The organism is Synechococcus sp. RedBA-s (assembly GCF_024345495.1).
GTDB lineage: Bacteria > Cyanobacteriota > Cyanobacteriia > PCC-6307 > Cyanobiaceae > Regnicoccus_A.
Genome location: NZ_JAGQBF010000013.1, coordinates 1 through 24608, shown reverse-complemented (window position 1 = coordinate 24608; position 24608 = coordinate 1). Strand labels below are relative to the sequence as shown.

General features: G+C 68.8%; 27 protein-coding genes. 12 read left to right on the top strand and 15 right to left on the bottom strand.

The annotated features are described in order from the left end of the window. Positions 1-3: 3 nt before the first annotated feature. Together secF and KBY67_RS07055 are read left to right on the top strand one after the other, a co-directional pair. Positions 4-1035: a protein translocase subunit SecF gene (gene secF / locus KBY67_RS07060; protein ID WP_255110199.1), complete on the top strand. Its 1032-nt coding sequence runs from the start codon at positions 4-6 to the stop codon at positions 1033-1035. Next, positions 1035-1220 (top strand): hypothetical protein, encoded by a 186-nt coding sequence (locus KBY67_RS07055; protein WP_255110197.1) that lies wholly within the window; start codon positions 1035-1037, stop codon positions 1218-1220. The genes secF and KBY67_RS07055 overlap by 1 nt, the downstream gene beginning before the upstream one ends. Here the strand turns inward: KBY67_RS07055 and KBY67_RS07050 are convergent, their stop codons facing one another. Genes KBY67_RS07050 through mnmH form a run of 4 tightly spaced genes read right to left on the bottom strand, consistent with a single transcriptional unit; the run spans position 1221 to position 4801 of the window. After that, complete coding sequence (locus tag KBY67_RS07050; protein ID WP_255110195.1) at positions 1221-2222, bottom strand: AI-2E family transporter; 1002 nt, start codon at positions 2220-2222, stop codon at positions 1221-1223. After that, a complete protein-coding gene (locus KBY67_RS07045) occupies positions 2219-3292 on the bottom strand; it encodes an AI-2E family transporter (RefSeq protein ID WP_255110193.1) in 1074 nt (357 codons plus the stop codon). Before KBY67_RS07045 ends, KBY67_RS07050 begins: the two co-directional genes overlap by 4 nt. After that, a complete protein-coding gene (psb28, locus tag KBY67_RS07040) occupies positions 3289-3699 on the bottom strand; it encodes a photosystem II reaction center protein Psb28 (RefSeq protein ID WP_255110191.1) in 411 nt (136 codons plus the stop codon). Before psb28 ends, KBY67_RS07045 begins: the two co-directional genes overlap by 4 nt. 22 nt (positions 3700-3721) lie before the next feature. Next, positions 3722-4801, bottom strand: coding sequence for a tRNA 2-selenouridine(34) synthase MnmH (mnmH, locus tag KBY67_RS07035; RefSeq protein ID WP_255110189.1), 1080 nt, complete (start codon positions 4799-4801; stop codon positions 3722-3724). 72 nt (positions 4802-4873) lie between these two features. Between mnmH and KBY67_RS07030 the strand changes: the two genes are divergently transcribed. Both KBY67_RS07030 and KBY67_RS07025 read left to right on the top strand, forming a co-directional pair. Next, positions 4874-5599, top strand: a complete 726-nt coding sequence (locus tag KBY67_RS07030) for a GUN4 domain-containing protein (RefSeq protein ID WP_255110187.1) — start codon at positions 4874-4876, stop codon at positions 5597-5599. A 51-nt stretch (positions 5600-5650) separates the two neighbouring features. Continuing rightward, positions 5651-6064, top strand: coding sequence for an ATP-binding protein (locus KBY67_RS07025; protein WP_255110184.1), 414 nt, complete (start codon positions 5651-5653; stop codon positions 6062-6064). 36 nt (positions 6065-6100) lie between these two features. Here KBY67_RS07025 and KBY67_RS07020 read toward each other — a convergent pair whose 3' ends face one another. After that, entirely contained in the window at positions 6101-6448 is a 348-nt protein-coding gene (locus KBY67_RS07020; RefSeq protein WP_255110182.1) for a DUF6439 family protein, read from the bottom strand. A gap of 90 nt (positions 6449-6538) precedes the next feature. On the opposite strand from KBY67_RS07020, the gene KBY67_RS07015 reads away from it, so the two are divergent. Next, a complete protein-coding gene (locus KBY67_RS07015; protein ID WP_255110179.1) occupies positions 6539-6781 on the top strand; it encodes a hypothetical protein in 243 nt (80 codons plus the stop codon). On the opposite strand, the gene KBY67_RS07010 is transcribed toward KBY67_RS07015, so the two are convergent. The 3 genes from KBY67_RS07010 to glnA all read right to left on the bottom strand — a co-directional run bounded on the left by KBY67_RS07010 (position 6778) and on the right by glnA (position 9760). Further along, entirely contained in the window at positions 6778-7116 is a 339-nt protein-coding gene (locus tag KBY67_RS07010) for a copper-binding protein (protein ID WP_255110177.1), read from the bottom strand. The two genes, KBY67_RS07015 and KBY67_RS07010, sit on opposite strands and share 4 nt — an antisense overlap. Before the next feature lie 92 nt (positions 7117-7208). Continuing rightward, entirely contained in the window at positions 7209-8270 is a 1062-nt protein-coding gene (locus KBY67_RS07005) for a class I SAM-dependent methyltransferase (protein ID WP_255110175.1), read from the bottom strand. A 68-nt stretch (positions 8271-8338) separates the two neighbouring features. Further along, a complete protein-coding gene (gene glnA, locus KBY67_RS07000; protein WP_255110173.1) occupies positions 8339-9760 on the bottom strand; it encodes a type I glutamate--ammonia ligase in 1422 nt (473 codons plus the stop codon). 182 nt (positions 9761-9942) lie between these two features. Here glnA and KBY67_RS06995 point away from each other — a divergent pair, with 182 nt between their 5' ends. Together KBY67_RS06995 and KBY67_RS06990 are read left to right on the top strand one after the other, a co-directional pair. After that, the gene (locus KBY67_RS06995; protein WP_255110171.1) at positions 9943-10461 is read left to right on the top strand and encodes an allophycocyanin subunit beta; all 519 of its coding nucleotides are present in this window, start codon (positions 9943-9945) and stop codon (positions 10459-10461) included. Positions 10462-10564: 103 nt separating this feature from the next. After that, a complete protein-coding gene (locus KBY67_RS06990; protein ID WP_255110169.1) occupies positions 10565-11728 on the top strand; it encodes an alanine--glyoxylate aminotransferase family protein in 1164 nt (387 codons plus the stop codon). Here the strand turns inward: KBY67_RS06990 and KBY67_RS06985 are convergent. Beyond that, a complete protein-coding gene (locus KBY67_RS06985) occupies positions 11698-12207 on the bottom strand; it encodes a nucleoside deaminase (protein WP_255110167.1) in 510 nt (169 codons plus the stop codon). The genes KBY67_RS06990 and KBY67_RS06985 overlap by 31 nt on opposite strands. A 37-nt stretch (positions 12208-12244) precedes the next feature. On the opposite strand from KBY67_RS06985, the gene KBY67_RS06980 reads away from it, so the two are divergent. Further along, positions 12245-13738: an aminotransferase class V-fold PLP-dependent enzyme gene (locus KBY67_RS06980; RefSeq protein WP_255110165.1), complete on the top strand. Its 1494-nt coding sequence runs from the start codon at positions 12245-12247 to the stop codon at positions 13736-13738. 96 nt (positions 13739-13834) lie between these two features. On the opposite strand, the gene KBY67_RS06975 is transcribed toward KBY67_RS06980, so the two are convergent. From KBY67_RS06975 to KBY67_RS06960, 4 genes are read right to left on the bottom strand one after another with little or no spacing between them, the layout of a single operon-like run. Next, positions 13835-15427, bottom strand: coding sequence for a DUF697 domain-containing protein (locus KBY67_RS06975; protein ID WP_255110163.1), 1593 nt, complete (start codon positions 15425-15427; stop codon positions 13835-13837). Further along, a complete protein-coding gene (locus KBY67_RS06970; protein WP_255110160.1) occupies positions 15427-17640 on the bottom strand; it encodes a transglycosylase domain-containing protein in 2214 nt (737 codons plus the stop codon). Before KBY67_RS06970 ends, KBY67_RS06975 begins: the two co-directional genes overlap by 1 nt. Beyond that, positions 17627-18106 carry a signal peptidase II gene (lspA, locus tag KBY67_RS06965; protein ID WP_255110158.1) on the bottom strand — a complete coding sequence of 160 codons (480 nt, stop codon included), beginning with the start codon at positions 18104-18106 and terminating at the stop codon, positions 17627-17629. Before lspA ends, KBY67_RS06970 begins: the two co-directional genes overlap by 14 nt. Beyond that, the gene (locus tag KBY67_RS06960) at positions 18103-18678 is read right to left on the bottom strand and encodes a biotin transporter BioY (RefSeq protein WP_255110156.1); all 576 of its coding nucleotides are present in this window, start codon (positions 18676-18678) and stop codon (positions 18103-18105) included. The genes lspA and KBY67_RS06960 overlap by 4 nt, the downstream gene beginning before the upstream one ends. Before the next feature lie 61 nt (positions 18679-18739). Here KBY67_RS06960 and KBY67_RS06955 point away from each other — a divergent pair, with 61 nt between their 5' ends. Then, the gene (locus tag KBY67_RS06955; protein ID WP_315855564.1) at positions 18740-19057 is read left to right on the top strand and encodes an NAD(P)H dehydrogenase assembly family protein; all 318 of its coding nucleotides are present in this window, start codon (positions 18740-18742) and stop codon (positions 19055-19057) included. Here the strand turns inward: KBY67_RS06955 and KBY67_RS06950 are convergent. Together KBY67_RS06950 and KBY67_RS06945 are read right to left on the bottom strand one after the other, a co-directional pair. Further along, entirely contained in the window at positions 19015-20337 is a 1323-nt protein-coding gene (locus KBY67_RS06950) for a pitrilysin family protein (protein ID WP_255110153.1), read from the bottom strand. The two genes, KBY67_RS06955 and KBY67_RS06950, sit on opposite strands and share 43 nt — an antisense overlap. Further along, complete coding sequence (locus KBY67_RS06945) at positions 20334-21611, bottom strand: pitrilysin family protein (protein WP_255110150.1); 1278 nt, start codon at positions 21609-21611, stop codon at positions 20334-20336. The genes KBY67_RS06950 and KBY67_RS06945 overlap by 4 nt, the downstream gene beginning before the upstream one ends. A 55-nt stretch (positions 21612-21666) precedes the next feature. On the opposite strand from KBY67_RS06945, the gene KBY67_RS06940 reads away from it, so the two are divergent. The 3 genes from KBY67_RS06940 to devC are packed head-to-tail and all read left to right on the top strand — an operon-like array spanning position 21667 to position 24526. Continuing rightward, the gene (locus KBY67_RS06940) at positions 21667-22431 is read left to right on the top strand and encodes a phycocyanobilin:ferredoxin oxidoreductase (RefSeq protein ID WP_255110148.1); all 765 of its coding nucleotides are present in this window, start codon (positions 21667-21669) and stop codon (positions 22429-22431) included. Further along, the gene (locus tag KBY67_RS06935; protein ID WP_255110146.1) at positions 22428-23342 is read left to right on the top strand and encodes an efflux RND transporter periplasmic adaptor subunit; all 915 of its coding nucleotides are present in this window, start codon (positions 22428-22430) and stop codon (positions 23340-23342) included. Before KBY67_RS06940 ends, KBY67_RS06935 begins: the two co-directional genes overlap by 4 nt. Next, entirely contained in the window at positions 23339-24526 is a 1188-nt protein-coding gene (gene devC, locus KBY67_RS06930) for an ABC transporter permease DevC (RefSeq protein WP_255110144.1), read from the top strand. The genes KBY67_RS06935 and devC overlap by 4 nt, the downstream gene beginning before the upstream one ends. Positions 24527-24608 lie beyond the last annotated feature (82 nt).

The window sequence follows — 24608 nt, the reverse complement described above, 5'->3', positions numbered from 1 at the left end:
CCCATGAACTCCTCCACGTTGGGATCGAGCGCATTGCCGCCGATCCAATTCTTCCGAATCACGCGCCACAGGCGCCTTGCCTGGTGGGGTTCGGCCATCGCCTGCCTGATCAGTCTTATCGGTATTGGCTTCTCCTGGCTCAATCCCTCCATCGGAGCCCCGCTCAAACCGGGCCTCGATTTCACCGGTGGCACCCGCATTCAGTTGGAGCGGGCCTGCGAGCCCAGTTGCTCGGCGATCACCGTGCCCCAAGTGGCCGAACAAGTCGACAGCCTGAAGCTTCCTGCCGAGGGTGGTGAGGCAGTGCCAGTTCTGCGGGGCGCACCGGTGCAGGTGCTGGATCAGGGCCGCTCAATCGAGCTGCGCCTGCCCAGCCTCAGCGCCGAGCAGGGCAAGGCAGTAATCAGCCAGCTGGCCGCGACATTAGGGCCTTTCAAGGATGGCGGCACCTCCGTAGACACGATCGGACCCACCCTTGGAGCCCAATTACTGCGTAGCAGCCTCGTCTCCCTGTTGGTGAGCTTCGTGGCGATTGCTCTTTACATCACTTTTCGCTACGACAGGATCTTTGCCTTCCTGGCGATCCTCTGTCTAGCCCACGACGTGCTGATCACGACCGGGCTTTTCGCTTGGCTCGGGCTACTAGCTGGAATCGAGGTGGACTCCCTCTTCGCCGTCGCCCTGATCACGGTGGCCGGGTACTCATGTAACGACACTGTGGTGGTGTTCGACAGGATCAGGGAGCAGAAAGCAAATTTGAAGGGCTTCTCCTTCAGTGATCAGGTGGATGTGGCCGTCGATGCCACTTTGACCCGCTCGCTCTACACCTCACTCACCACCCTGATGCCCCTGTTGGGAATCCTCTTCTTCGGTGGCAGCAGTCTGTTCTGGTTTGCCGTAGCGCTCACAGTCGGCATCAGTGTCGGCAGCTGGTCGAGCATCGGTGTGGCCCCCACCCTGCTGCCTCTGTTCAGCGGCAAGGGCTTTGAGGGATCAGCTCCAGAGGATGGGGCGGCCCCGGCCGGCGCGGCTTGATGCGGCGCCTCCCGCCGCTCATCCCGGTGCTGCTGGTTCTGTTGGCCCTGGGGGATCTCGCGACGGAACTGCGGTTGCTGGCCGACCATTTCACCTGGTCGTCATTGATGTCGGCCATCCAGCAGCACCCCCTCGCCGTGGTGGTGCTGCTGCTCACCCCCAGCCTGATCAGGCACTACCGCTGATCAGGTCCAGCGGTCCATCACCTGCTCCACCAGCACCCGCTGGAAGACCACCTGCAGCACCACCACCAGCGGCAGGGCCAGCAGCACCCCCGGCAGCCCCAGCAGGGCGCCAAGGCTCAGCTGGGCCATCAGGGCCACGGTGGGCAACAGGTTGACCGTGCGGCTGAGCAGCAGCGGGGTGAGCACGAAGGCCTCAGCGTTCTGCAGCAGCAGACGCAGCACCAGCACCTGCACCACCTTGGCCGGGGAGATCAGCAGCGCCACCGCCAGGGGCAGAACCGTGGCCACCGTGGGGCCGATGGTGGGAACGAAGGTGAGCAGACCGCAGACCAGGCCACTGAGCAGGGCCAGGGGCACCCGCAGCAGCGCCAGGCCCGCCCAGGTGAGCAGGAACACCGTCACCGCCGAGATGGTCATGCCCGCCAGCCAGCCGCCGAGGGCTTCGCGCCCCTCGCGCAACAGCGATCGCATCGACTCACGCCAGAACTGGGGCGTGGCGGCCAGCACCAGCCGTTGGTGGGGCTTGGGATCAAGGGCCAGCAGGATCGCCAGCAGCACCATCAGCAGGATCTGGATGGTGGAGTTGGCGGCGCCTCCAGCCACCCCCAGCAGCTGCCCGCCCAGGGGCTGGAGCTTGTCCCAGGTGGCCAGCTCCAGCAGCCGATCCTCGAAGCCGCGAAAAGCCACCGACCCCCCGGCCAGGTCGCCCAGACGCTGCAGCAACACCGGCAGCAGCTGGGTGAACTGATTGGCCTGCTGCAGCAGCTCGGGCAGCAGCAGCTCTGACACCTTCCAGCCCACCACCACCAGTACGGCGATCACCAGGGCCACGGCGCTGGGACGGTTCAGGGGCAGCCGGCGGCGCAGCACGCTCACCGGCACATCGAGGGCCACCGCCACCACCACGGCCCCGAAGAGCACCAGCAGCACCCAGCGCAGTTCCCACACCAGCAGGGCCAGCAGCACAAGGGCGAGGGTCCCCAGCAGGGCACGGCCGTTCATGGCGACAATCGCTGGCGCTTCCAGGGATCCAGGATGTCGTGGATCAGGAGCTCCCGCACGATCACCTGCAGGCATACCGCCATCGGTAGGGCCAGCAACAGCCCCAGAGGCCCGAAGATCACGGTGAACAGGAACTGAGCGCTGAGGGTGAGGCCCGGCAGCAGTCGCAGCTTGGCATGCATCACCGAGGGGGTGATCACATAGCTCTCCAGGTTCTGCACCACCAAGTAGAGCCCCAGAACGGCCAGGGCCTTCCAGGGGGCCTCGAGCAGAGCGACCGACATCGGGAAGATCGTGCTCAAGGTGGGGCCCACATTGGGGATCACGTTGAGCAGGCCCGCCAGCAGGGCGTTGGCCACCACTAGCTTCACCCCCAGCAGCGACAGGCCGATGCCCGCCAGCAGGGCCACGCACACGGAGCTGATCGCCACTCCCACCATCCAGTCGCTGAGGGCCGCACCACAGAGATCGAGCACCTGGCGCAGGCGCCGGCGGTAGAAGGAGGGGGCCAGCAGCAGCAGCACGTCTCGGTAGGCGGTGGGCTGCACCGCCAGCATCAGGCTCACCGCCAGCACAAACACCAGCTGCAGGGTGCCGCTGCCCAAGTTGCTGGCCAGGCCCACCAGCCGCAGGGCGCCGCCCCCCAGGCCACCGGCCAGCACATCGGGGCTGGGCCCCTTGGCCGGCCAGAGCTGCTGAAGCCACTCCAGCGATCCGTCATGGCGGCCATAGAGCGCCTGGCTCGCAGTGCCCAGCAGCCTTCTGACCAGGCCGATCAGCACATCCGCCGCGTCGGGCAGTTTGGCCAGCAATTCAGCGAACTGCTCGGCGAAGGGGGGGATCAGCACCGCGCCACCCACCACCACCACAAGGGTCAGACCCCCCAGGCTGAGGATCAGGGCCAGGGGCCTGGAGCAGCCCAGCCGCCCCCGCACCGCCCCCACCAGGGTGCAGATGGCCATGGCCAGCACCACGGCAGCGAAGAAGTGCAGCAGGATCCCCTTCAGGCTCCAGAGCAGGGCACTGGCGGCAAGGATCGCCGACAGACCCAGCCATTGGCCGAAGTTCAAGCGTCTGCCGGCTCGCCCTCAGCGGCCAGAGCGGGACTGGAGCCATCGGAGCCATCGCCAGCGGACTCGTCGTCCTTCTCGGCGAAACCGAGACCGTGGCCTGCGGCATAGCGATCGGCGAAGCGCATGAAGCGATCGAAATCCTCTTCCGTCTTCCAGGTGTAGGTGGCCTCAAGGGCGCTGGCTTTGCCGTTCACGAAGCGCGCCTTTACCTCCCGGGTCACCAGTTCACCCTCCTCGTCGAGCAGGAACATCCCGGTGATGTCGCCCATGGTTTCAGGAGCGAGCGCCAGGGGTTGCTCGAAGACGAACAGGGCCTGGCCGGTTCGTCCATCGCGGGAGCGGGTCAGCCGGATATCGGGAACCACGGGCTCGTCCACCCCGCGAAAGAACTGAATGGCCGTCATCGGGGTGGGGCAAAGTTCGATCCTAAGCAGACTCTTCGATCACGCCTTCAGAGTTCACAGGAGCTTGACCCTGCAGCTGGTGCTGTTGGAGCGCGGTGGCGGAACGGTCCTCGTCCCAGTCGTGCAGGTCGAGGGAGTGGTGGGCGGCGCCGGGCTCCGGTCGCCGGCGCTCCAGCTCGTGGTCGTAGCAGCGGTCGTAGTAGTCGAGCATCCAGCGGCAGGCCTCCTTCCAGTCGCGGCGCTCGATCGCCGAGAGCGCCTCCTGGGTGCGCAGTGGCCCCAGCCGCCGAGCGATCCTGCGGGTCGCCTCCGCCAGGTCCTCGGGATCCTGCACCCCATAGACCGCAACCAGCCGGCTCAGCCGTTCCTCCAGGGGCCGACGGATCTCCAGAACCGGTGCGGCCTGCATCTGCCGCCAGAGGCCCGCCGGGATGCGGCAGCGCCCCACCTGGGCACTTTCCGCCTCCAGCCAGATCGGGGAGAGCCCAGCACAGGACAGAAGTGCTGCCGCCAGACGGTTCTCGTAGTGCTCATTGCTGGGCTGGGGCGGCAGTCCGAGCCCCCCGAAGCTGCTGCCGCGGTGGTGGGCCAGACCCTCAAGATCCACCACCGCCAGCCCGCGGCGGTCCAGCTCCAGCAGCAGGTCGGTCTTGCCGGTGCCGGTGCGCCCCCCCAGCAGCAGCAGCGGCCAGTGGCGCTCGAAGCAGCCCAACACCCAGCGCCGGTAGGCCTTGTAGCCCCCCTCCAGCAGCTGCACCGGCAGGCCCAGGGTTTCGGCCAGCCAGCCGACGCTGGCGGAGCGCATCCCCCCCCGCCAGCACTGGAGGCGCAGGGGCCCAGCGCCGCCGGCGTGCCGGTGGGCCAGCAGCGCATCCCCCAGGGCCGCCAGCTTCGGGCCCACCAGGGCCAGCCCCACCTGAACCGCAGCCTGGGAGCCCTGTTGCTTGTAGGTCAGTCCCACCTCTGCGCGCTCCAGGTCGCTGAACAGAGGCAGATTGCGGGCCCCGGGAATATGACCCTGGGCGAACTCCGCCGGGCTGCGCACATCCAGCAGGGTTCCTTCGCCCGCCAGGAAGGCTTCGATCGCCAGCCACGACGCCATTTCGCCCCACCCCCACGGACCTTCCCTGACATAGTGGGCCCACGCCGGCCCGGCTCAGGCCCGCCGAACTTCATGCTCTCTGGTCCACCCGCCTCCGCCACGGCCAGCGCCGACCAGCTGCTGGAGCGTTTCAGCTCAAGCTCCCCGCGCCAGCGACGGAACCTGCTCCCCCAGATTGAGGCCCGCTCCCAGGAGCTGCGGCCTCTGTTGCTTGAGGCCCTCAGCCACCACGATCCCGACGGCGACGACTGGATCTCCGGCCTATGGGTTCAGCTGCTGCTGGCCGAGGACGACAGCCACGGGCAGGCCCTGCTGGAGCGCCATCCCCAGGGCTGGCTGAAGGCAGCCAGTGCTGACGGCATCGACTACGCCCCCCTGCAGGAGGCCCTGGGGATGGGCTCCTTCGAGCGGGCCGATCGCATCACCAGCGAGGTGCTGCGCCAGCTGGCCGGCAGCGAGGCGGTGCGGCGCGGCTACGTCTATTACAGCGAGGTGGCCCCCATGCCCATCCTCGATCTCACCAGCCTCGACCGACTCTGGGTCTGCTACTCACGGGGCCGCTTCGGCTTTTCCGTCCAGGGGCGGCTGCTGGGGGCCTGCAATGGCCGCTGGGACCAGCTCTGGCCGAGGCTGGGCTGGAAAAGCGGAGGCACCTGGACCCGTTACCCCAGTGCCTTCCAGTGGAAGCTGGAGGCGCCTGAGGGGCATATGCCGCTGATCAACCAGCTGCGGGGGGTGCGCCTGATGGATGCCCTGCTCAAGCATCCGGCCCTGCAACAACGAATCAGCACGGGCTGAGCCGGAGGCGGCCTGGAGCGTTAGGGTCAAACTGAGCCATGGTTGGTGTGGATGCCTCGGCGCCTGATCAGTCCGCTGCGGTGGACCGACTTCATCACTCCCTCCACCCTTCAGTTAGCCCCCCTGCTGGAACTGCTGCTGGAGCCCATGGCCACGGCGGCCAACCTGGCGGAGCTACAACTTGGCCTGCAGGAGGCCTTGGTGAATGCGGTGCGCCATGGCAATGGCGGCGACCCTCGCAAATGTCTGCGCATCCGCCGCATTCTCAGCCCCAACTGGGTGATCTGGCAGATCCAGGATGAGGGCTGCGGTGTGCCGGTCTGTGCCCGAACGAGCGCCTTGCCCGAGCGCAGCGATGCCTGCTGCGGCCGGGGCTTTTTTCTGATTCACCACTGCTTCGACGATGTGCGCTGGAGCGGGCGCGGCAACCGCCTGCAGCTGGCGGCCCAGCGACGCCCAGCCTGAAAACCCAGGCCCCCTGACCTGAGCCCTGGAGCGGGATCAGTGGCCGTGGCTTGGGCAGCCGGGATCGCGCAGATCCCCCTTCAACCAGGCCAGCCCATGCTCCAACAGTTCGATCGCCCGCGCCTGGGCGTCGCCATCCAGGCGCTGGGGTGGGCTGTCCTCGGCCAGCAGATGCACCAGCGCCGCCGCCAGCTGCTCGGCCGCCCGCCTGGGCTTGTGACCTTTGAGGGCGTGCCAGTCGCGGCCATCGATGGCCAGGAGGCGCTGCAGGTCCTCCGCCAGTTCACGGCTGCTGGCAGGCCAGCTCTGGGGAGATCCGCTCCGAGTGGTGGCAGCGGGCGCTGAGGGAAGCGGCACTGGACGGGAGACATCGTGGGGATCCATCCTGACGCGATGGCCCTCCCTTCGCGGCGTCGAGCACGGCGCCGAATCTCCGCTTCACCCAAACGGCCGCGCCGCCGTCGCCTGGGCTGGTTGCATGGACTTTCCACCGTGCTCAGCGTGGCCAGCCAGGGGGAGCGGCTGGCGGCGCAGGAGCGGACCGACTCTGCCACGATCTCCAGCTCCGGCAGGCGGCTAAGCCAGAGGCTGGAGCTGGGTCAACGTCTTCTGGACCCCCTGCCCGCTCCCCTGAAGGGGGGCCAGGATCAGCTGTTCTGGCGGGCCCTGCGCTGGGGCGGCGCCGGAGGGATCCTGGCCTGGTGGCTGCTGCGCTAGGCGGCCAGCACCAGCTCGGGGAGCGCCTCGCTCACCTCGACCAGGAAGGGACTGCCCACGGCGAACAGCCCACCGCTGGCGAAGAGCACGTCCTTGCTGGGAGCCGGCAGCGGGGGCTGCAGCTGGCTGCGCTGCCAGGAGTGGTACAGCGAGCGGCGGTGGCGATCCTCCTGAAACACGAGCCTGTCGGCGCCCGAGCGCGGACTCTCGCCCGCCAGCAGGGGGGTGCGCAGGCAGATGCCGTAGCCGTGGGCTTCGATCTGCACATGCCCTTCCATCAGAACCGTCTGAAAGGACCAGCCCTGCAACCAGCGCAGCTGAAACGAATTGGACATCAGGCGAAGCACACCGGAGTAGCGAAAACCTATTCACATTCGGCAAAAGCTGCGGCACCTGGGCCCGCGATGTGCTGCGGTCCTGACCCCGCTCAGACCAGAGGCTTGGTGGCGGACCAAACCCTGGTCATGAAATGGGACCGGGCGCTGATGCCGGCAAAACCGGCCTGGGCCAGGCGCGCTTCGATGTCGTCGGAGATGTAGTCGCGGTAGTAGGGCTCATGGAAGGCCCTGCGGAAATTCTCCAGCACCGCGGCAAACTCGGGCGAATCGGCCAGCTGGATCGAATCGGCCAGCACCAGCACACCGCCGGGCTCCATCACCCGGAAGCACTCCTGCAGCACATTCTGGCGGGCTTCTGGCGGGAGCTCGTGGAAGAGGAACATGCAGCTCACCGCCTGGAAGGTGGCGTCGGCGAAGGGCAGCGCCTCGCCATTGCCCTGCACCAGCTGGGGCAGCTCCCCCGGCAACTGGCTGAGGCAACGGTTGGCCTCGCGCAGATACGAAGCCGAGAGGTCGAGACCCACCAGCTGGATCTCCCCCAGGCCACCGCGCAGTTGACGCAGGGTACGGCCGGTGCCGGTGGCCACATCCAGCAGTCGCAGCTGGCCGGGCGAGCGCTGGGAGAAGGCCCTCAGCCCCCGCTTGAGCGGGGCGATCAGACGACGGCGCATGGCATCGGCGCTGCCGTTGAAGAGGATCTCCACCTGAAGGTCGTAGAGCGCGGCGGAGTGGTCGCTCAGGTAGCCATCGGTCTGGTGGTGGAAGTTCTGCAGGTAATAGGGCGGGTAGTCCTCAGGACGCACGTCGCGGGGCAGATCCCGAACCTTGCGCTGGGTGCGGCGGTTCCACTGGCGGGGGGTGTCCAGCCAGACCAGGGGATAGCGGGCCGCCCAGTCGAGCCAGGGGGCATCGAAAAGAAGGGAGGGGGGGTACAGGCCGCTCTCGGCCTCCTGCCAGTCGGTCTCCAGCAACCGGTCCATCGAGGCCTTGAGTGCCACGGTCATCGGCGCCGGCACCGGCACCGTCTGGGGGGCACCCTGGGGATCCACCAGGCGCATCAGCCGGCCCCCCAGCTCCTTGTGGGCCAGACCCATGATCGTCTTGCCCTGCTGCAGAGCCTGGTAGGCGAACTTGCTGACGGTATCGGGCATGGGGTGCCGGGGGAGAGGCGGCGCTCAGGGCCCTCCATTTCAGCCGATCCGCCTGGCCGCCGCGAGGTTCAGGCGTCGTAGTAGAGGCTGAATTCGTAGGGATGGGGTCGCTGCCGCAGCTGCTGCACCTCCTCGGATTTGAGGGCGATCCAGGTGCTGATCAACTCGGAGCTGAACACGTCCCCGGCCAGCAAATACTCGTGGTCGGCGCCAAGGGCCGCCAGCGCTCCCTCCAGGCAGGCGGGCACCGTAGCGATCTGGGCCAGATCCTCTGGGGGCAAGGCAAACAGGTCGAGGTCCATCCCGTCGCCCGGGTCGATCTGCTGACGGATGCCATCGAGCCCGGCCATCAGCAGGGCGGAGAAGGCCAGGTAGGGGTTGGCCATGGCATCGCCGCTGCGGAACTCCAGGCGCTTGGCCCGGGGGTTATCGCCGCTGAGGGGAATGCGCACCGCCGCGGACCGGTTGCCCTGGGAATAGACCAGATTCACCGGCGCCTCGAAGCCCGGCACCAGGCGCTTGTAGCTGTTGGTGGTGGGGTTGGTGAAGGCCAGCAGACTGGGGGCATGGCGCAGCAGTCCGCCGATGTACCAGCGGGCCGTCTGGGAGAGATCGGCGTAGGTGCCCAGCCCGTAGAACAGCGGTTGACCCTCGCGCCAAAGGCTCTGGTGCACATGCATGCCGCTGCCGTTGTCGTCGAACACGGGCTTGGGCATGAAGGTGGCGGTGCGGCCGTATTTGCGGGCCACATTGCGCACCACGTATTTGTAGATCATCACGTTGTCGGCCGAGTTGATCAGCTCGGAGAACCTGATGCCCAGCTCCTGCTGGCCAGCGGCCGCCACTTCGTGGTGATGCTTCTCGATCGGCACCCCCAGTTGAGCCATGGTCAGCAGCATTTCGCTGCGGATGTCCTGGAAGGTGTCGCTGGGGGGAACTGGGAAATATCCCTCCTTCGCCCTCATCTTGTAGGCCAGATTGCCGCCCTCCTCCAGCCGGCCGCTGTTCCAGGGGGCCTCAATCGAATCGACGCTGTAGAAACTGCCCCCCGGACTGGAGCCATAACGCACGTCCTCGAACAGGAAGAACTCCAGCTCAGGCCCGAAGTAGGCGGTGTCGGCCAGTCCGGTGCCGGCTAGGTGAGCCAGGGCCCGCCGGGCCAGGGAGCGGGGACAACGGCCATAGGGTTCGCCGCTGCGGGGCTCCTGAACCGAGCAGATCAGGCTGAGGGTCTTGTGGCGCAGAAAGGGATCGATCCAGGCCGCGGTGGGATCGGGCACGATCGCCATATCGGATTCATGGATCGCCTTCCAGCCGCGGATCGAGGAGCCATCGAAGGCCAGGCCGGTCTCAAAGGAGTCCTCCTCCAGCAGGTCGGTGCAGACGGTGAGGTGCTGCCACTGGCCATGGAGATCAGCGAACTTGAGATCGATCAACTCAATGCCCTCCTCCCTGATGCGGCGGAGCACGTCCTGGGCTGGGTTGGCCATGGGGGCAGAGAAAGGTGGAGGGGAGGGGGCAAGGGCTGGAGCGAGCCCGCAGGCCCTTGGTGCCTGTTGTAACCCTCGCCTGCGTAACCGTTTCTGTCAGATTCGCCAGATCCCATGGCTGGACAGGGATCTGGCCAAACCAGGGTGCTAGCTTCCGCACCAGGTGAGACGATCTCAACGTCATGCGCGATGCCATCACCGGTCTGATTGGCCGGTATGACCAGCTGGGGCGCTACCTCGATCGCGACGCGATCGATCGCATCGCCACCTACCACTCCCAGGCCGAAGTACGCCTGGCCGCGGTGGAATTGATCAACCGCGAAGCGGCGGAGATCGTCCGCGATGCCAGCCGTCGCCTGTTCGAGCAGGATCCTGAGCTGCTGCTGCCCGGCGGCAACGCCTACACCACCCGCCGCCTGGCCGCCTGCCTGCGGGACATGGACTATTTCTTGCGTTACGCCAGTTACGCGTTGGTGGCAGGCGACCCCACCATCCTCAACGAGCGCGTCCTCAACGGCCTCGACGACACCTACAAGAGTCTGGGGGTACCCACCGGGCCCACGGTTCGCAGCATCGTGCTGTTGGGCGAAGTGCTGGCCGAGCGGCTGTCGGAGGCAGGGCTGGAGCCAGGCCAACTGATCAGCGCTCCCTTCGAGCACATGGCCCGTGGCCTGGCTGACACCAATGTCAGGGCGAGCTGAGAGCCGCTGGCTCCCTGCCTAGTCTGACGTTCATCGATCCTTAGTTGCGCTACAGGCCTTGGTCACCCTGTCTTCTTCGCCTTCCACAGCTCCCGCGGCCGTCGTGAGCGATCGCCATCGCCTGCAGCTGGGGCCGATCGCCACCCCGGATCGCCTGTTGCTCGGTCCAGGCCCGTCCAACGCCCATCCCACGGTGCTGCAGGCCCTCTCTCGCAACCCGATCGGCCACCTCGATCCGCTCTACATCGAGCTGATGTCAGAGGTGCAGGATCTGCTGCGCTACGCCTGGCAGACCGAAAACCGTCTCACCATCCCCATGAGCGGCACCGGCAGTGCCGCCATGGAGGCCACCCTGGCCAACACTGTCGAGCCGGGCGACAAGGTGCTGGTGGCGGTCAAGGGCTACTTCGGCCTGCGCCTGGTTGATATGGCCGGCCGCTACCGGGCCGAGGTGGCCACGATCGAGCGCCCCTGGGGCGAGGCCTTCACGCTCGATGAGATCGAGCAGGCCCTGATCAGCCACCGTCCAGCGATCCTGGCGATGGTGCACGCCGAAACCTCCACCGGCGTCTGCCAGCCGATGGAGGGCATCGGTGAACTCTGCCGCCGCCACAACTGCCTGCTGCTGCTCGACACGGTCACCTCCCTCGGGGCCGTGCCCCTGCACCTCGACGCCTGGGGCGTTGACCTGGCCTACAGCTGCAGCCAGAAAGGACTGAGCTGCCCTCCGGGCCTCGGACCCTTCACCATGGGCGAACGGGCTGAGGCCAAGCTGGCGGCCCGCAGCGGCAAGGTGCCCAATTGGTACCTGGATGTGTCGCTGCTCAACCAGTACTGGGGCAGCAACCGGGTGTATCACCACACCGCCCCGGTGAACATGAATTTCGGCATGCGCGAAGCCCTGCGCCTGCTCGCCGACGAGGGCCTGGAGAACGCCTGGAGCCGGCACCGCAGCAACGCGGAACGCCTCTGGGCAGGCCTGGAGCGCCTGGGCCTGGAGCTGCACGTGCCTGAGCACCTGCGTCTGCCCACCCTCACCACGGTGCGCATACCCGAGGGCATCGATGGCAAGGCCTTCACTCTGCACCTGCTCAACAGCCACGGCATCGAAGTGGGCGGGGGCCTCGGCGCCCTCGCAGGCAAAGTCTGGCGCATCGGCCTGATGGGCTTCAACAGTCAGCCTGAGAACGTCGATCTGCTGCTCAACCTGCTGGAGACGGAACTGCCCGCCTTCCGTCAGTCGCCAGCTGCTGCTGCGATCGCCTGAGCTCGCCGCCGGCGCCTGAACCAGCTCTCCAGCAGCTCCCTGGCCTCCGGCCCTCGCACACCCGCCAGCACCTCCATGCGGTGATGGGCGCTGGGGTCAGCCGCCAGGTCGAGGCTGCCCCCCAGGGCACCGCGCTTGGCATCGGAAGCGGCGAACACCACCCGGCCCATGCGGGCCTGGATCAGGGCGCCGGCACACATCGGACAGGGCTCCAGGGTCACCAGAAGGCTGCAGGCGTTGAAGCGCCAGTCGTCGAGCAGGCGGGCGGCCTGGCTGAGCGCCACCAGCTCGGCATGGCCAAGGGGATCCTGCTGGGTCTGCCGCCGGTTCGTGCCCCAGCCCAGGGCACGACCAGCTCCATCGAGCACCACAGCTGCCACGGGGATTTCCCCTGTCTCACCAGCCCGCCGGGCGATCCGCAGCAACCGCTCCATCCAGAGCTGCTGGCTGCTGAGCGGCAGGGGGGCAGGCGGGCGCATGGCGTCAGGCCGCGGCCGGCCCCAGTCACAAGTGAGAATGATGGCCCCGACCGCCTTGCCCTTGGCCGTCACGCCACACCAGGAGCGGGCACTCGATCCCCTGCCCTTCGCCTCACCGGATGTCTTTGACGCGGATCTGGAGGCCTTTCTCCAGGACGCCTCCCATCAGCTCTGCCGCTGGCTGGGCTCCGCCCTGAGCCGGCCGCCCCTACCGGGCCTGAGCCTGCTGCCGGCCGTGGAGCCCGAGCACTCGGGGCTGGGCGCTGAGCGGCTGCTGGCGGATCTGCACCTGGTGATGGAGGGGGCCTACAACCCCAACCACCCCGGCGCCCTGGCCCACCTCGATCCCCCCCCCCTGAGCGCCTCGCTGGTGGGGGACCTGATCTGCGCGGGGCTGAACAACAACCTGCTGGCCGAAGAACTCTCCCCCTCGCTCAGCAGGCTTGAGCGCAGCCTCTGCGGCTGGCTGGCCAGGCGGCTGGGCCTTGGGGAGCACTCCGGCGGGGTGCCCGCCAGCGGCGGCAGCCTCAGCAATCTGATGGCCCTGGTGACGGCCCGGGAAAGCCGTGGCCTGCGCGGCGTCCCTGAGGCGGTGGTGCTCTGCGGCCTCGACAGCCACACCTCGCTGGAGAAGGCCGCGATGGTGATGGGTCTTCCGGCCGCGGCCCTGCGCCGTCTGCCCCTTGATCACGACGGCCGCCTGGTGCCGGAGCGGGTGGCTGAGTGCCTGGAAGCCCTCAGTGCCGCTGGCAGTCCGGTGATCGCCCTGGTGGCCACTGCCGGCACCACCGTGCGCGGGGCCGTGGATCCCCTGGTGGAACTGGCCGCCCTCTGCCGCCGCCACGGCGTCTGGCTGCACGTGGATGCCGCCATCGGTGGGGTGCTGGGCCTCAGTGAACGCCACCGCCACCGGGTGGAGGGACTGGGACTGGCGGATTCGATCACGATCAACCCCCAGAAGCTGCTGGGAATCACCAAGACCTCCTCGCTGCTGCTGCTGGCTGATCCCTCCGCCCTGGAGCGGAGCTTCGCCACGGGTCTGCCCTACATGGAGCTCAGCCGCGAAGGGGGCCATGGGGGCGAATGCGGCCTGCAGGGCAGCCGCGGCGCCGAGATTCTCAAGCTGTGGCTGGGCCTGCGCCAGCTGGGCCTCGAGGGCATCGAGGCCGTGATCGAGGGTGCGATTCAGCGGCGGCGCAGGCTGCAGCAGCTGCTGCAGAGTGCCCAGCACGCCGGTGAGCTCAGCCTGCTGAGCGGCCCGCTGCATCTGCTGGCCTTCCGGCCCAGCCAGCTGGGGGCCAGCGGCTGCGAGCAGTGGTCGCAGCAGTGCCGCCAGCAGCTGCTCGCCCACGATCTGATGCTCTCCCGCCCCCGGTATCAGGGAAGGCATCACCTCAAGGCGGTGCTGGGCAATCCCCACACCGAGGAGGAGCATCTACAGCGCCTTGCCGCGGTGGTCCACAGGTCGTTGCCGCCACGCGTGAGCGGCCATGGTGGACCCGGCCCAGGCCCGAGTGAGCAGCAGCCATGAGCGATCAGCAACCCCAGAGCAATCCCCGCGGACGCTGGGTGGCCATCGTCACCGGCGCCCTGTCGATCCTGATCGGGGTGCTCTACCTGGGCCTGATCACGGTGCTCGACGCCCGGGGCCCCCTCCAGCCCCCTCCCCCCGAGGCCCTGGGCGAGGTGGCAACTGCCGGTCCCGCCGCCGCTGCAACGGCTCCACCACCCGCCGCAGGGCCACCTCCAGAAAACCGCGCAACGCTCCCTCCCGCCGGTTGAGGTCGTACTGGCGGCGCACCACCTCCTGCAGCCCCCCATCGCCCCAGTCCTGGCCCTGCTCGAAATAGGTCAGGAAGCTGAGGCCGGCGATTCGCGTCAACCAGGCCGCACTCACCCCCTGCACCGCCTTGCTGACCACCAGCGCCGGCAGGTTCAGGCTCAGGGCCGCGGTGATCAGTCCCAGGCCCCCCTTGATCACCCCGAGGCCCGCCAGAGTGCGGCCCACCGAGAGGGCCAGGTCCTGGCCGGCCTCCCGCGTCAGCGTCACCCCATAGACCCGGCCCAGCTCCACCACCATCTGGGCGTTCACGGCCGCGGTGCCCAGCAGGTCCACCACCGGCAGGGGGTTCACCACCAGCACCCCGGCGCCGATCCACATGTAGCGATCGACAATGGACTCTCCGTCCTGGCGCCGCTGGCGTGAGAGCAGGGCGCGGCTGGCGTCACTGAGGCGCTGGCTCTGCAGCAGGATGTTGTCGGCGATCAACTCCTCGCCGTCCTGGTGCAGCACCTCCGAGAGGCGGCGCAGCAGGTCCTCCACTTCCGGAGTGGGCTGCAGCGGCCGGCCGCCGGGCCTGGGGATCGACTGGGGGGCGGCGGCGGCGGCGATCACATCCTCGGCGGCGATCCTGCCGCCGGCGCGCTGGCGCAGCAGGGCCAGCAGGCGACGCTCCTCCTCCTCGCCGCGCAGGTCGCACTTGTTGAGCACCAGCACCAGGCGCTTGCCCAGGCTGGCGAGGGACTCGAACACCTGGAACTCGGCGGCCCGCAGGTCGCCATCCACCACCAGCACCAGCAGATTGGCCCTGGCCGCCTGGGCGCGGGCCTCCCGCTCCCGTTCCTGGCCATCGCGGCCCGATTCGAGAATTCCGGGAGTGTCCACCAGTTGCAGCCCCCGCTGCAGGCCCTTCAGCCGCAGCCGGTAGGTATGGCACGTGGTGGTGGTGCCCATGGCGGCCCCCACCTCCCCCACCACCTGCTGCAGCAGGGCGCGGATCAGGGAGGTCTTGCCGGCCGAGCCACTGCCGAACACCACAAGCATCAGGTCGCCGCGGGCCAGGTCCGCCTCGACGCGGTCGCGCTCCTGGCGCAGGGCCTCTCGGGCCACCTCATCGCGCACCCGCTCCAGCACCGGATCAATGGCCCTCAGCTGCTGGCCGGCCGCCTCCTGGCGACTGCTGGGGGCGGAGAGGGGTGGGCGCTCGGGGCCCGCCTTCATTCTGGGAGTGCGCCAGGCCCGCAGCCAGGGCCAGGCCAGGCGCAGCAGCAGCACGGCGCCGCCCCCCAGCACCAGCAGCAGCAGCGGGCCCACCAGGGCCGGTGGCAGCAGGTAACTGAGCTGCCAGACCAGGTTGTTGAAGGCCTGCAGCAGCAGCGAAAGGGCCACGATCACGGCCAGCGCCACCCCCGCCCAGATCCAGAGCCTCAGGCGTGGCATCAGCGATTGGCGGCGGGAGGGCCGCTGCTCGACACACCACGGCTCGGGGTGGCCTGGCGCATGATGTCGCCCCAGAGGCCGGCGGCCAGGGCGCTGCTGCTGCGGGTGGGGCTGTTGTCATCGTTGCCCAGCCAGATGCCCATCACCCAGTGACGACTGGGCTCAGAGCCGATGAACAGCAGATCCCTCGCCCCGTTGGTGGTGCCGGTCTTGCCCCCTTCTTCGCCGCCCAGGTAGGCGGCGTGGCCGGTGCCGGAGCGCACCACGGCCTGGAGCATTCCCTGCATGCTGCGGGCCACCTCGGGCTTAAGCACGCTGCGGCCGGCCTGGATGGCCCGGTTGGGCTGATCACCTTTGTTACGAAGCTGTCGGCAGCGCTCGCTCTCGAGGCCGGTGCAGGTTTCGGCGTCGGTGAGGCGGCGGATGGTGCTGGGTGCATGCCAGATGCCGCCGTTGGCCACGGCGGCATAGGCGGCGGTGAGCTCGATCAGCCGCACCTCGCTCTGGCCCAGGGTCAGGCCTGGCACTGGGCTGAGGCTGGAGCTGATGCCCAGGTCCTGGGCCTGCTGGACCACGGCCTCCAGGCCCACCCGCCGGGCCAGGCGCAGGGCGGCGGTGTTGCTGCTGATGGCGAACGCCTGGCGCAGGCTGAGGCTGCCACCGCATCCGCTGGAAAAGGACTGACCGCCCCAGCTCAGAGGACTGCAACTGATGGGATCGCCCGATCTGGCGCCCCGCTGCAGGGCCGCCAGATAAGTGAAAAGCTTGAACGTGCTGCCTGGCTGGCGCTGGGCCTGGCTGGCCCGGTTGTACTGGCTGGTGCGGTAGTCGCGGCCGCCGGCGATGGCGATCACGCCGCCGCTGCGGCTGTCCAGCAGCACCACCGCCCCCTCGTTCACCCCAAGGGCCGCGGATGCGGCCAGGCGACGGCGCAGTTCCCGTTCCACCACCGCCTGCACCGCCGGATCCAGGTGGGTCTCCACCAAGAAATTCCCCTCCGCCGCCACATCCGCCCCCAGCAGTCGCTCCAGATCAAGACGCACCTGATCGGTGTAAAACGGCACCGGGCGCTGGCTGCCGCTGCGACAGGCCTGGCTCCCCAGCTGGATGGGGCTGCGGCGGGAGCGGCGGGCCTGGTCGGCACTGACCCGGCCGCTGTCGGCCATCTTCAGCAGCACCACGTTGCGAGCCTCCAGGGCCGCCTGGGGATTGAGGCAGGGATCGTGTCCGTTGGGGGAGGGCAGCAGACCCACGAGCAGGGCCGCCTCCTCAAGGCTGAGCTGGGCCGCCGGCTTGGCGAAGTAATGGCGGGCGGCATCCTCGAATCCCCAGCCCACCCCCAGGTACACCCGGTTGAGGTAGCTCAGCAGCAGGTCGCCCTTGCTGAAACGGGCCTCCAGTTGCAGGGCCACCAGCAGCTCCCGCCACTTGCGCATCAGCGTCTCGCCCTGGCCCACCTGATCGGGGTAGAGGCTGCGGGCCAACTGCTGGGTGAGGGTGCTGCCCCCCTCCAACACCCGACCTCCCAGCACGTTGGTGGCCAGGGCCCGGGCGGTGCCGATCGGATCCACGCCGGGATGCCACCAGAAGCGGCTGTCCTCACTGGCGAGCAAGGCCTCCACCAGCACGGGCGGGAAATCGGAGAGGGCGTCGTTTTCGCGGTGTTCGCTCGATTCGGCGGAACTGAGGGGTCGATTCAGGCGGTCGTAGAGGGCGAGGGGGCCCCGCACCGGCGCAAGACTGCCCCGCACCGGCGTCCACAGGGAGGCCAGCGCCAGGATCAGCGCTCCCCCCGCCCCCAGGCCCGCCAGCAACAGGGTGAGGCCGCGGGCCAGCCGCGGGCCCAGGGGCTCCGGCTGGCGCTGGAACACCAGCTCCGGCAACGCCGGCTGATCAGGCGGGCCGAAGCGCAGCACATCGCCATCGCGCAGCAGTAACTCTCGAATGCGCTGGCCCCTCCAGAACAGACCATTAGTGGAGCCGCTGTCACGGATCAGCCAGTGGCGTCCCACCGCTTCGAGCCGGGCGTGCTGCTTGCTGACAGCGGGGTGGTCGAGGCACAGCTCCAGGCCAGGATCACGGCCGAGGCGCATCGCTGGGCCGTGGAGCGGCAGCCGCCGAGCCGGCTGACTGCTCAGGTGGAGCTCCACCTGAGCCGGCGCCGGACTCCGCCACTCCAGGGGCCCCCGTTTCAGGCCCTCAACGGCGCTCACGGGGGCGTCCCTCCCAGAGGTCGAGGACCAGGCAGACCACCGCCACGTTGATGGCCACATCGGCCAGGTTGAAGACCGGGAACTGGAGGGGCACCAACTCGAGAAAATCGACCACACCCCCGATCCGCCAGCGGTCGAGACCATTGCCCACAGCCCCCCCCAGCAACGATCCCAGCCCCAGCCACTGCCAGCGCGGCAGCGATGGGTGACGCTGGATCCATACCGCCAGCACCACAGCCACCACCAGGCTCACCAGAGCCAGCCATACGGTGTGGCCGGTGAACAAGCTGAAGGCGGCACCGGTGTTGAACACCAGCCGCAGCCGCAGCAGCCCTGGAATCAGGGGTTCCGCCACACCCGCAGGCAACGCTGCCGTGGCCCATGCCTTGCTGAGCTGATCGAGCACCACCACCAGCCCCGCCACGGTCCAGGCGAAGCGGCGGCTGGGGCTTCCCGCCCCACTCATGGCTCCACCAGCAGAAGGCGACGCAGGGGCCAGGCCAGCACCGCCACCCCGCAGCAGAGCAGCAGCTGGGGCAGCAGCGGGCCGAGGCTGTAGGCGATCAGCAGATCAGCAAGGCCAGCGGCCCAGCGGCCCGCCAGCGCCCCCAGCAGCAGGTTGGCGATGCCGCAGAGCTGAATCACCGCCAGCCCCAGGCAGGCCGCTCCCAGCAGCGACAGCAGCTCGCCCATCCTGTCCTGACGCGCCATCCGGCCACTCACCCAGGCCGCCGGCACGAATCCAGCCAGGTAACCGAAGCCGGGATCCAGCAGGTAGGCCACGCCACCGCCGGAATGGAACACGGGCAGCACCAGCAGACCGAGGCTGAGGTAGGCCACAGCCGCCAGCAGGGCGGGCCTGGGACCACAGACCAGAGCCGTAAGCAACAGGGCCGGCACTTGGGCGGTGACAGGCAGATCCAGCAGCCTCAAACCGTGTCCGGCGAGGGGCAGGGGGATGGCGGCCTGGATCAGACCTCCCATGACGATCAGCAGCAACCCCACGAGGGCACCGCTCCAGTTGGCTAAGGCCCGCAAACGAAGGGTGATTGGCTGCCCCCATCCTGCTGTAGTGGAGGCCAGCTGAACAGCGGTGGCGATGAGCACTCCCGATCCGACCACCAATGCCACCACAGATCAACCCATGGATTCACCGTCATCTGGGGGCGGTGAGCCCAAAGCAGCGGCCTTCAGCATGGGCGACTGGGTGCGGATCACGGCCCGGCTCACCTACCTCAAGACCGCCGATCCGATGCCGATGCTGCGCCCGCCGGATCTGGTGGATGGCGATGAAGTGGGCCAGGTGATGGGCCTGCGGGCCATCAGCCAACTGGCGGTGCGCTTCCGGCGCGGAACCTTCCTCCTGGACGCCGATCAGCTCAGCGCCTGCACTCCAGAGGGCCTGCTCAGGGGGTGAGCGCCCCAGACCGTCCCGGCGGCCCGCAGGGCCTCGGATGGTCCGCAGAGGCTCAGGCTCGGCCGGCTCAGCAGTTGGCGGGCCACGACGTGAAGGCTGTCTGGGTCGAGGCTGCCGGCCCGCTCCAGGGCCTCATCGGCGTAGGACCAGCCCAGGCCATGGCCCAGCACCATCGCCTGGCGATCGGCGATCTGACCGCAGGTCTGGCGACCGGCGGCGGAGGCGCCACGGAACTTGGCAATGGCCAGGGCCAGTTCCTCCGCGCTCAGGGGCTGATCCAGCAGCCGCTGCCACTCGGCCAGCAACTCGGTGGTGGCCTCGGCGGCCCGCTCGGCGGAACTGGAGAGGTGGAACACGAAGGGGGCGGCGCCGCAGCGGGCCGGGGCATGAACACCTACGTCGTAGGCCAGGCCGTGGTCTTCGCGCAGGGCCACGAACAGCCGGCTCGACATGCCCACCCCCAGGTGGCACTGCAGCAGGCGCAGGGCCAGGGAGCGGGGATCGGCCAGGGGCACGGTGGCGGTTCCGAGCATCAGCACCAGCTGCTCGGTGTCCTGCTCCTCCAGCAGCAGGCCAGGCTCATTCTGAGCTCCCTGCCCGTTCAGCAGCGACGCTGATCGGCTGCTCCAGGCCGGGCTGTCTGGGGGCTGCAGCAGCGCCTCCAGCCCAGCGGGCGGGCGGCCCACCAGCACCAGGGCCGCCCCCTGCCCCCCCAGAACCGCCGCGGCATCAAGCAGCTGGGGACGATCCAGCCCGGCCAGCTCCGCCTCCACCCCCAGGGGGTCATGGCCGTAGGGGCCCTGGCCGAAGAGGTGGGAGCGCAGTTGGTCGTGGGCCTGCTGGAAGGGGTCTTCGCGCAGGCGGCCAAGGGTCTGGAGGTTGAGCTGGCGCTCCAGGCTGATCTGGTCGGGGTCGAGCCAGGGGCGCTGCACCATGACGCCCAGCAGCGGCAGCAGGGCCGGGGCGTCGTCGCTGGCGCACTTGAGGCTGATCACCAGGGCGTCTTCGCTGGCCTCGCAGCGCAGCTCATCGCCGAGGCCCTCCACGAGATCCGCCAGCTGATCGCCGCTGAGCTCGCCGCAACCCCGGCTGAGCAGGCCCGCCAGCAACTGGGCGCGGCCGCGCTGGCCCGGTGGATCGGCTGCGCTGCCGCCACGGATCCAGAGCCGGGCGGAGAGGATCGCCGGCCCCTGGCGGTGCAGCACCGACACCGGGCAACCGCCGGGCAGCTCGAAGCGCTCGGGCTGGGGCAGGGGGGGAAGGGGGGTGGAGCGACTCATGCGGGCAGGGCCAGCAGACGGCAGGCCCGCTCGGGCGCCAGCAACGGCAGCAGCTCGCTGCTGAGGCGCTCCACGCTCCAGCGCTGCAGCAGCTCCAGGGGCTGGCGCAGCGGCTGCAACCGTCCCCAGAGACATTGGTGACCGATCAGCCCCGCCACCGACGAAGCCGATTCCAGGCCAAAGCGGTAGCCATTGGCCACCAGCCGCCTGGCACGCTCCAACTCGCTCTCCGGCGGGGGGCTGCAGCAGATCTCTTGCCAGACCACCGCGATCTGCTCCTCCACCGCCGCCACCTGCTCCGGGGCACAGACCGCTTCGAGCAGGGCAAGGCTGCCGGCTTCGAGCACGTTCAGATCCAGATCGATGCTCTCCACCAGGCGCAGCTCCTCCCGCAGCCGCTGCACCAGGCGACTGCGGCGCCCTTCGGCCAGCAGGCTGGTGAGCAGATCGGCGCCGGCCACCGCCTCCTGATCGTCAGCGGCGGGCAGCTGCCAGGCCATCAGCAGCCGGGCCGCCTCCAGGCGGGGCAGCTTCAGCTCATGGACCCCAGGGCTCAGCTCCAAGGCTGGGCCCGCAGGGCGGGCTGAATCCAGGGGTTCAAGGCCGGCCAGGGCACTGTTCGCCAGCAGAGAGTCGATCGGCAGCTGATCGGTGGCACCGGCTACCGCCAGGCTGCAGCGGCGGGGCCGGTAGGCACCGCTGTGGAAGTAGGCCATCCCATCGGGGGTCTGGGCCTTGAGGGCAGCACGGGTGCCGAGGATCGGCCGGCCATAGGGGTGCTGGGGGCAGGCCAGGGCCAGCAGGCGCTGGAAGGCCACCTCCTCGGGCTGGTCCTCACTCTGGGCCAGCTCTTCGAGCACCACCTGGCGCTCCATGCGGAAATCGGCGGGGTCGAGTCGTGGCTTCAGCACCAGATCCAGCAGCAGCTCCAGAGCTTCCGGCACCGCCTGCGCCGGCACCAGCACGTGGTAATGCACGTCGTCGAAGCCCGTGGCCGCATTGCTGCTGCCACCCAGCGACTCGATGCGGCGATCGAATTCCCCCGCCTCCAGGCGCTCGCTGCCCTTGAAGACCATGTGCTCAAGGAAGTGGGCCACCCCCTCCTCTCCGGGGCACTCACCGGCACTGCCGGCCTGGCACCAGAAGTCGAGACAGACCAGGGGGGCCTGCTCCTGGCACAGGCTCACCACCTCCACGCCATTGGCGAGGCGCAGCAGACGGGGATCCTCGAAGCTGTCGGCAGCCTGGAGCGGAAGACGGGGGAGAAGGGGCAACGGCGGGGCCGAATGGGCGTGGCAGGATCAACATTCTGCTGGCCGAGGCTGCCCTGTGACCGCCACCGTCCCCGCCTCCAGCCCAGAGCAGCGCCCCGCCGGCTCCGGTCTGCACCCCCTGGTGGAGGCCCTGGCCGCAACGATCCGCCAAAGCTGGAGCGCCCTGCCGGAGCTGGCTCCGCTGGCCATCGAGCCCGACCTCGAAGCGATCAGCGGCAGCCTCGATGGCGAGAAGCTGTTCATCCGCAACGAGCTGCACCGCTGCCGCGGCCTGCGCAAGCTGCACCTGGAAACCGCCCGGCTGGGGGCCGGTCTGCAGATCCTGCACTGCGTCTTCTTCCCGGATCCCCGCTACGACCTGCCGGTCTTCGGCGCCGACATCGTGGCTGGACCGGCCGGAGTATCTGCCTCCATCGCCGATCTCTCCCCCACGGGCCCTGAGCTGGCCCCCGGGATCGCCGCCGACCTGGCCGCCCTGCCCCGCCACCCCTACAGCCAGCCGCGGGAGCTGCCGGCCTGGGGCACGATCTTCTCCCCCTTCGTGCGCTTCGTGCGGCCGATGAACGAGCAGGAGGACGGCTGGTTCCAGGACGAGGTGGCGGCCCTGCTGGCGGTGATGGCCAAAGCCGTGGCCAGCACTCCAGAGCAGGCCATCGATGACCCCGCTACGGTTGCCCGATATCATGGGCAGCTCTCGTATTGCCAGCAGCAGAAACGGAACGACAAGACCCGCCGCGTGCTGGAGAAGGCGTTCAACCCGAGCTGGGCGGATCGCTACATCGAGCTGCTGCTGTTCGACGATCCACTGCCGCTGGCATGAGTCGGCTGCCCCTGCGTCCGCTGTTGATCGGCGCCGCCGCCCTGGTGCTGGTGGCCAGCACCGTGACCCTGATCAGCCGCAACCAGCAGAGCGCAAGACCCGCAGCCACGCCCGAGAGCGCCGCCCAGCCCCGAAAGCTGGAGGCAGTGTCGGCCCTGGGCCGTCTGGAGCCGGCCGGCGACATCCGCAAGCTGGCTGCACCGATCACCGGCGTTGGCGGAAGCCCCCGCATCACCGAGCTGCTGGTCGACGAGGGCCAACGGGTGCAGGCGGGCCAGTTGCTCGCCACCTTCGACACCGGCCCGGCCCTGCAGGCCCAGCGGCGGTTGCTGCAGAGCCGCATTTCCAACCTCAACGACCAGGTGACGCTGCTGGGACGGGAAATCGCCCGCTACCGCCAGCTGGCCAAGGCGGGTGCCACCCCGGCGGCGGATCTCGAGAGCCGCGAACTGACCCTGGTGGAGCTCAAGGGCAACCTGCGTGAAGCCCAGGACGAACTGGTGAAGACCGAGGCCGATCTGGTCAACACCGAGCTGCGGGCTCCCTTCAGCGGCACCGTGCTCAAGCTGCGGTCGCGGGTGGGCGAGCGCCCCGGCGATGACGGCATTCTCGAGCTGGGGGCCAGCGACCAGATGGAGGTGATCGCCGAGGTGTACGAGAGCGACATCAACCGGGTGCAGCTGGGCCAGCGAGCCAGCATCACCAGCGAGAACGGAGGGTTCAGCGGCAGCCTCAACGGGCGGGTGATCCGCATCAGCCCCCAGGTGCGCCAGCGGGATGTGCTCTCCACAGATCCCACCGGCGATGCCGACGCCCGCATCGTTGAGGTGCGCCTCGCCCTGGATCCGGCCGACATCACCCGGGTCAGAACCCGCGCCGGCCTCAAAACCGTGATCCGCTTCGAGACATGAGCGGACTGCCGGGGCTGGCGGCGATCTGGAGCCGGCGAAAGATTCCCCTCTCCTGGCTGCTGCTCACCCGCCAACCGGCGCGGCTGGCGGTGGCCCTGGCGGGCATCAGCTTCGCCGGGATTCTGATGTTCATGCAGTTCGGCTTCCGCGACGGACTGTTCGACGCCAGCATCACGGTGCACAAGCTGTTCGACACCGACCTGGTGCTGATCAGCCCGCGCTCCAGCAGTTCGGTGAGCATGGCCGGCTTCCCCCGCCGGCGGCTGGTCCAGACCCTGGCCGATCCCGATGTGGCCGGCATCACGCCGGTGCACTGGAATCTGGTGCTCTGGCGCAATCCCAAGGACCTCAGCACCCGCTCGGTCCTGGCCCTGGGCTTCGAGCCGGGCGATCCCCTGTTCACCGATCCCGGCCTGGCGGCCAAGGCCAAGGTGCTCAACCAGCGGGGCCGGGTGCTCTTCGATGAACTCTCACGCCCGGAATTCGGTCCGGTGGCGGAGTGGTTCCGGGAGGGCCGCACGGTGGAGAGCGAGATCGGCGGCAAGCGGGTACGCGTCGGCGGCCTGGTGGCCCTCGGGGTGTCCTTCGGGGCCGACGGCAACATCCTCACCAGCAGCGAGACGTATCAGCAGCTGCTGCCGAACACGCCCCCCGGCAGCATCGAAGTGGGACTGATCCGCCTACGGCCCGGGTCGGATCCAGCCGTGGTGATCAAGCGCCTCAAGGACTCCCTGCCCAAAGACGTGAACGTGCTCACGAAACAGGGCTTCATGGACTTCGAGAAGGACTACTGGCGCAACAGCACGGCCATCGGCTTCATCTTCACCCTCGGTGCCGCCATGGGATTCATCGTGGGCTGCGTGATCGTGTATCAGATCCTCTACAGCGATGTGAGTGATCACCTACCGGAGTACGCCACTTTGATGGCGATGGGCTACCGCCTGCCCACCCTGCTGGGGGTGGTGGCGAGGGAGGGTCTGCTGCTGGCCCTGCTGGGCTATCTGCCGGCCTATGCCGCCGGTCAGGGCCTCTACTCCCTGGTGCGATCCGCCACCCGACTGCCGGTCTACATGGACACCCCCAGGTCCGTCCTGGTGTTCAGCCTGATCCTGGTGATGTGCATGGGCTCGGCCGGCATGGCCATGCGCCGCCTGGGGGATGCTGACCCCGCCGAGATCTTCTGAGTCCGCTGAGAACCAACGCCAGCTCAGCCGTGCCGCCATGACCACCGCCCCCTCACCCCCTTCAGCCCGCCCCGTCCCAGGG

What these genes read in the sequence shown, in the direction of transcription:
- secF (WP_255110199.1), top strand. Translation starts at nt 4, where the DNA reads ATGAACTCCTCCACGTTGGGATCGAGCGCATTGCCGCCGATCCAATTC.
- KBY67_RS07055 (WP_255110197.1), top strand. Translation starts at nt 1,035, where the DNA reads ATGCGGCGCCTCCCGCCGCTCATCCCGGTGCTGCTGGTTCTGTTGGCC.
- KBY67_RS07050 (WP_255110195.1), bottom strand. Translation starts at nt 2,222, where the DNA reads ATGAACGGCCGTGCCCTGCTGGGGACCCTCGCCCTTGTGCTGCTGGCC.
- psb28 (WP_255110191.1), bottom strand. Translation starts at nt 3,699, where the DNA reads ATGACGGCCATTCAGTTCTTTCGCGGGGTGGACGAGCCCGTGGTTCCC.
- mnmH (WP_255110189.1), bottom strand. Translation starts at nt 4,801, where the DNA reads ATGGCGTCGTGGCTGGCGATCGAAGCCTTCCTGGCGGGCGAAGGAACC.
- KBY67_RS07030 (WP_255110187.1), top strand. Translation starts at nt 4,874, where the DNA reads ATGCTCTCTGGTCCACCCGCCTCCGCCACGGCCAGCGCCGACCAGCTG.
- KBY67_RS07025 (WP_255110184.1), top strand. Translation starts at nt 5,651, where the DNA reads ATGCCTCGGCGCCTGATCAGTCCGCTGCGGTGGACCGACTTCATCACT.
- KBY67_RS07020 (WP_255110182.1), bottom strand. Translation starts at nt 6,448, where the DNA reads ATGGATCCCCACGATGTCTCCCGTCCAGTGCCGCTTCCCTCAGCGCCC.
- KBY67_RS07010 (WP_255110177.1), bottom strand. Translation starts at nt 7,116, where the DNA reads ATGTCCAATTCGTTTCAGCTGCGCTGGTTGCAGGGCTGGTCCTTTCAG.
- KBY67_RS07005 (WP_255110175.1), bottom strand. Translation starts at nt 8,270, where the DNA reads ATGCCCGATACCGTCAGCAAGTTCGCCTACCAGGCTCTGCAGCAGGGC.
- glnA (WP_255110173.1), bottom strand. Translation starts at nt 9,760, where the DNA reads ATGGCCAACCCAGCCCAGGACGTGCTCCGCCGCATCAGGGAGGAGGGC.
- KBY67_RS06995 (WP_255110171.1), top strand. Translation starts at nt 9,943, where the DNA reads ATGCGCGATGCCATCACCGGTCTGATTGGCCGGTATGACCAGCTGGGG.
- KBY67_RS06985 (WP_255110167.1), bottom strand. Translation starts at nt 12,207, where the DNA reads ATGCGCCCGCCTGCCCCCCTGCCGCTCAGCAGCCAGCAGCTCTGGATG.
- KBY67_RS06980 (WP_255110165.1), top strand. Translation starts at nt 12,245, where the DNA reads ATGATGGCCCCGACCGCCTTGCCCTTGGCCGTCACGCCACACCAGGAG.
- KBY67_RS06975 (WP_255110163.1), bottom strand. Translation starts at nt 15,427, where the DNA reads ATGCCACGCCTGAGGCTCTGGATCTGGGCGGGGGTGGCGCTGGCCGTG.
- lspA (WP_255110158.1), bottom strand. Translation starts at nt 18,106, where the DNA reads ATGAGTGGGGCGGGAAGCCCCAGCCGCCGCTTCGCCTGGACCGTGGCG.
- KBY67_RS06955 (WP_315855564.1), top strand. Translation starts at nt 18,740, where the DNA reads ATGAGCACTCCCGATCCGACCACCAATGCCACCACAGATCAACCCATG.
- KBY67_RS06950 (WP_255110153.1), bottom strand. Translation starts at nt 20,337, where the DNA reads ATGAGTCGCTCCACCCCCCTTCCCCCCCTGCCCCAGCCCGAGCGCTTC.
- KBY67_RS06935 (WP_255110146.1), top strand. Translation starts at nt 22,428, where the DNA reads ATGAGTCGGCTGCCCCTGCGTCCGCTGTTGATCGGCGCCGCCGCCCTG.
- devC (WP_255110144.1), top strand. Translation starts at nt 23,339, where the DNA reads ATGAGCGGACTGCCGGGGCTGGCGGCGATCTGGAGCCGGCGAAAGATT.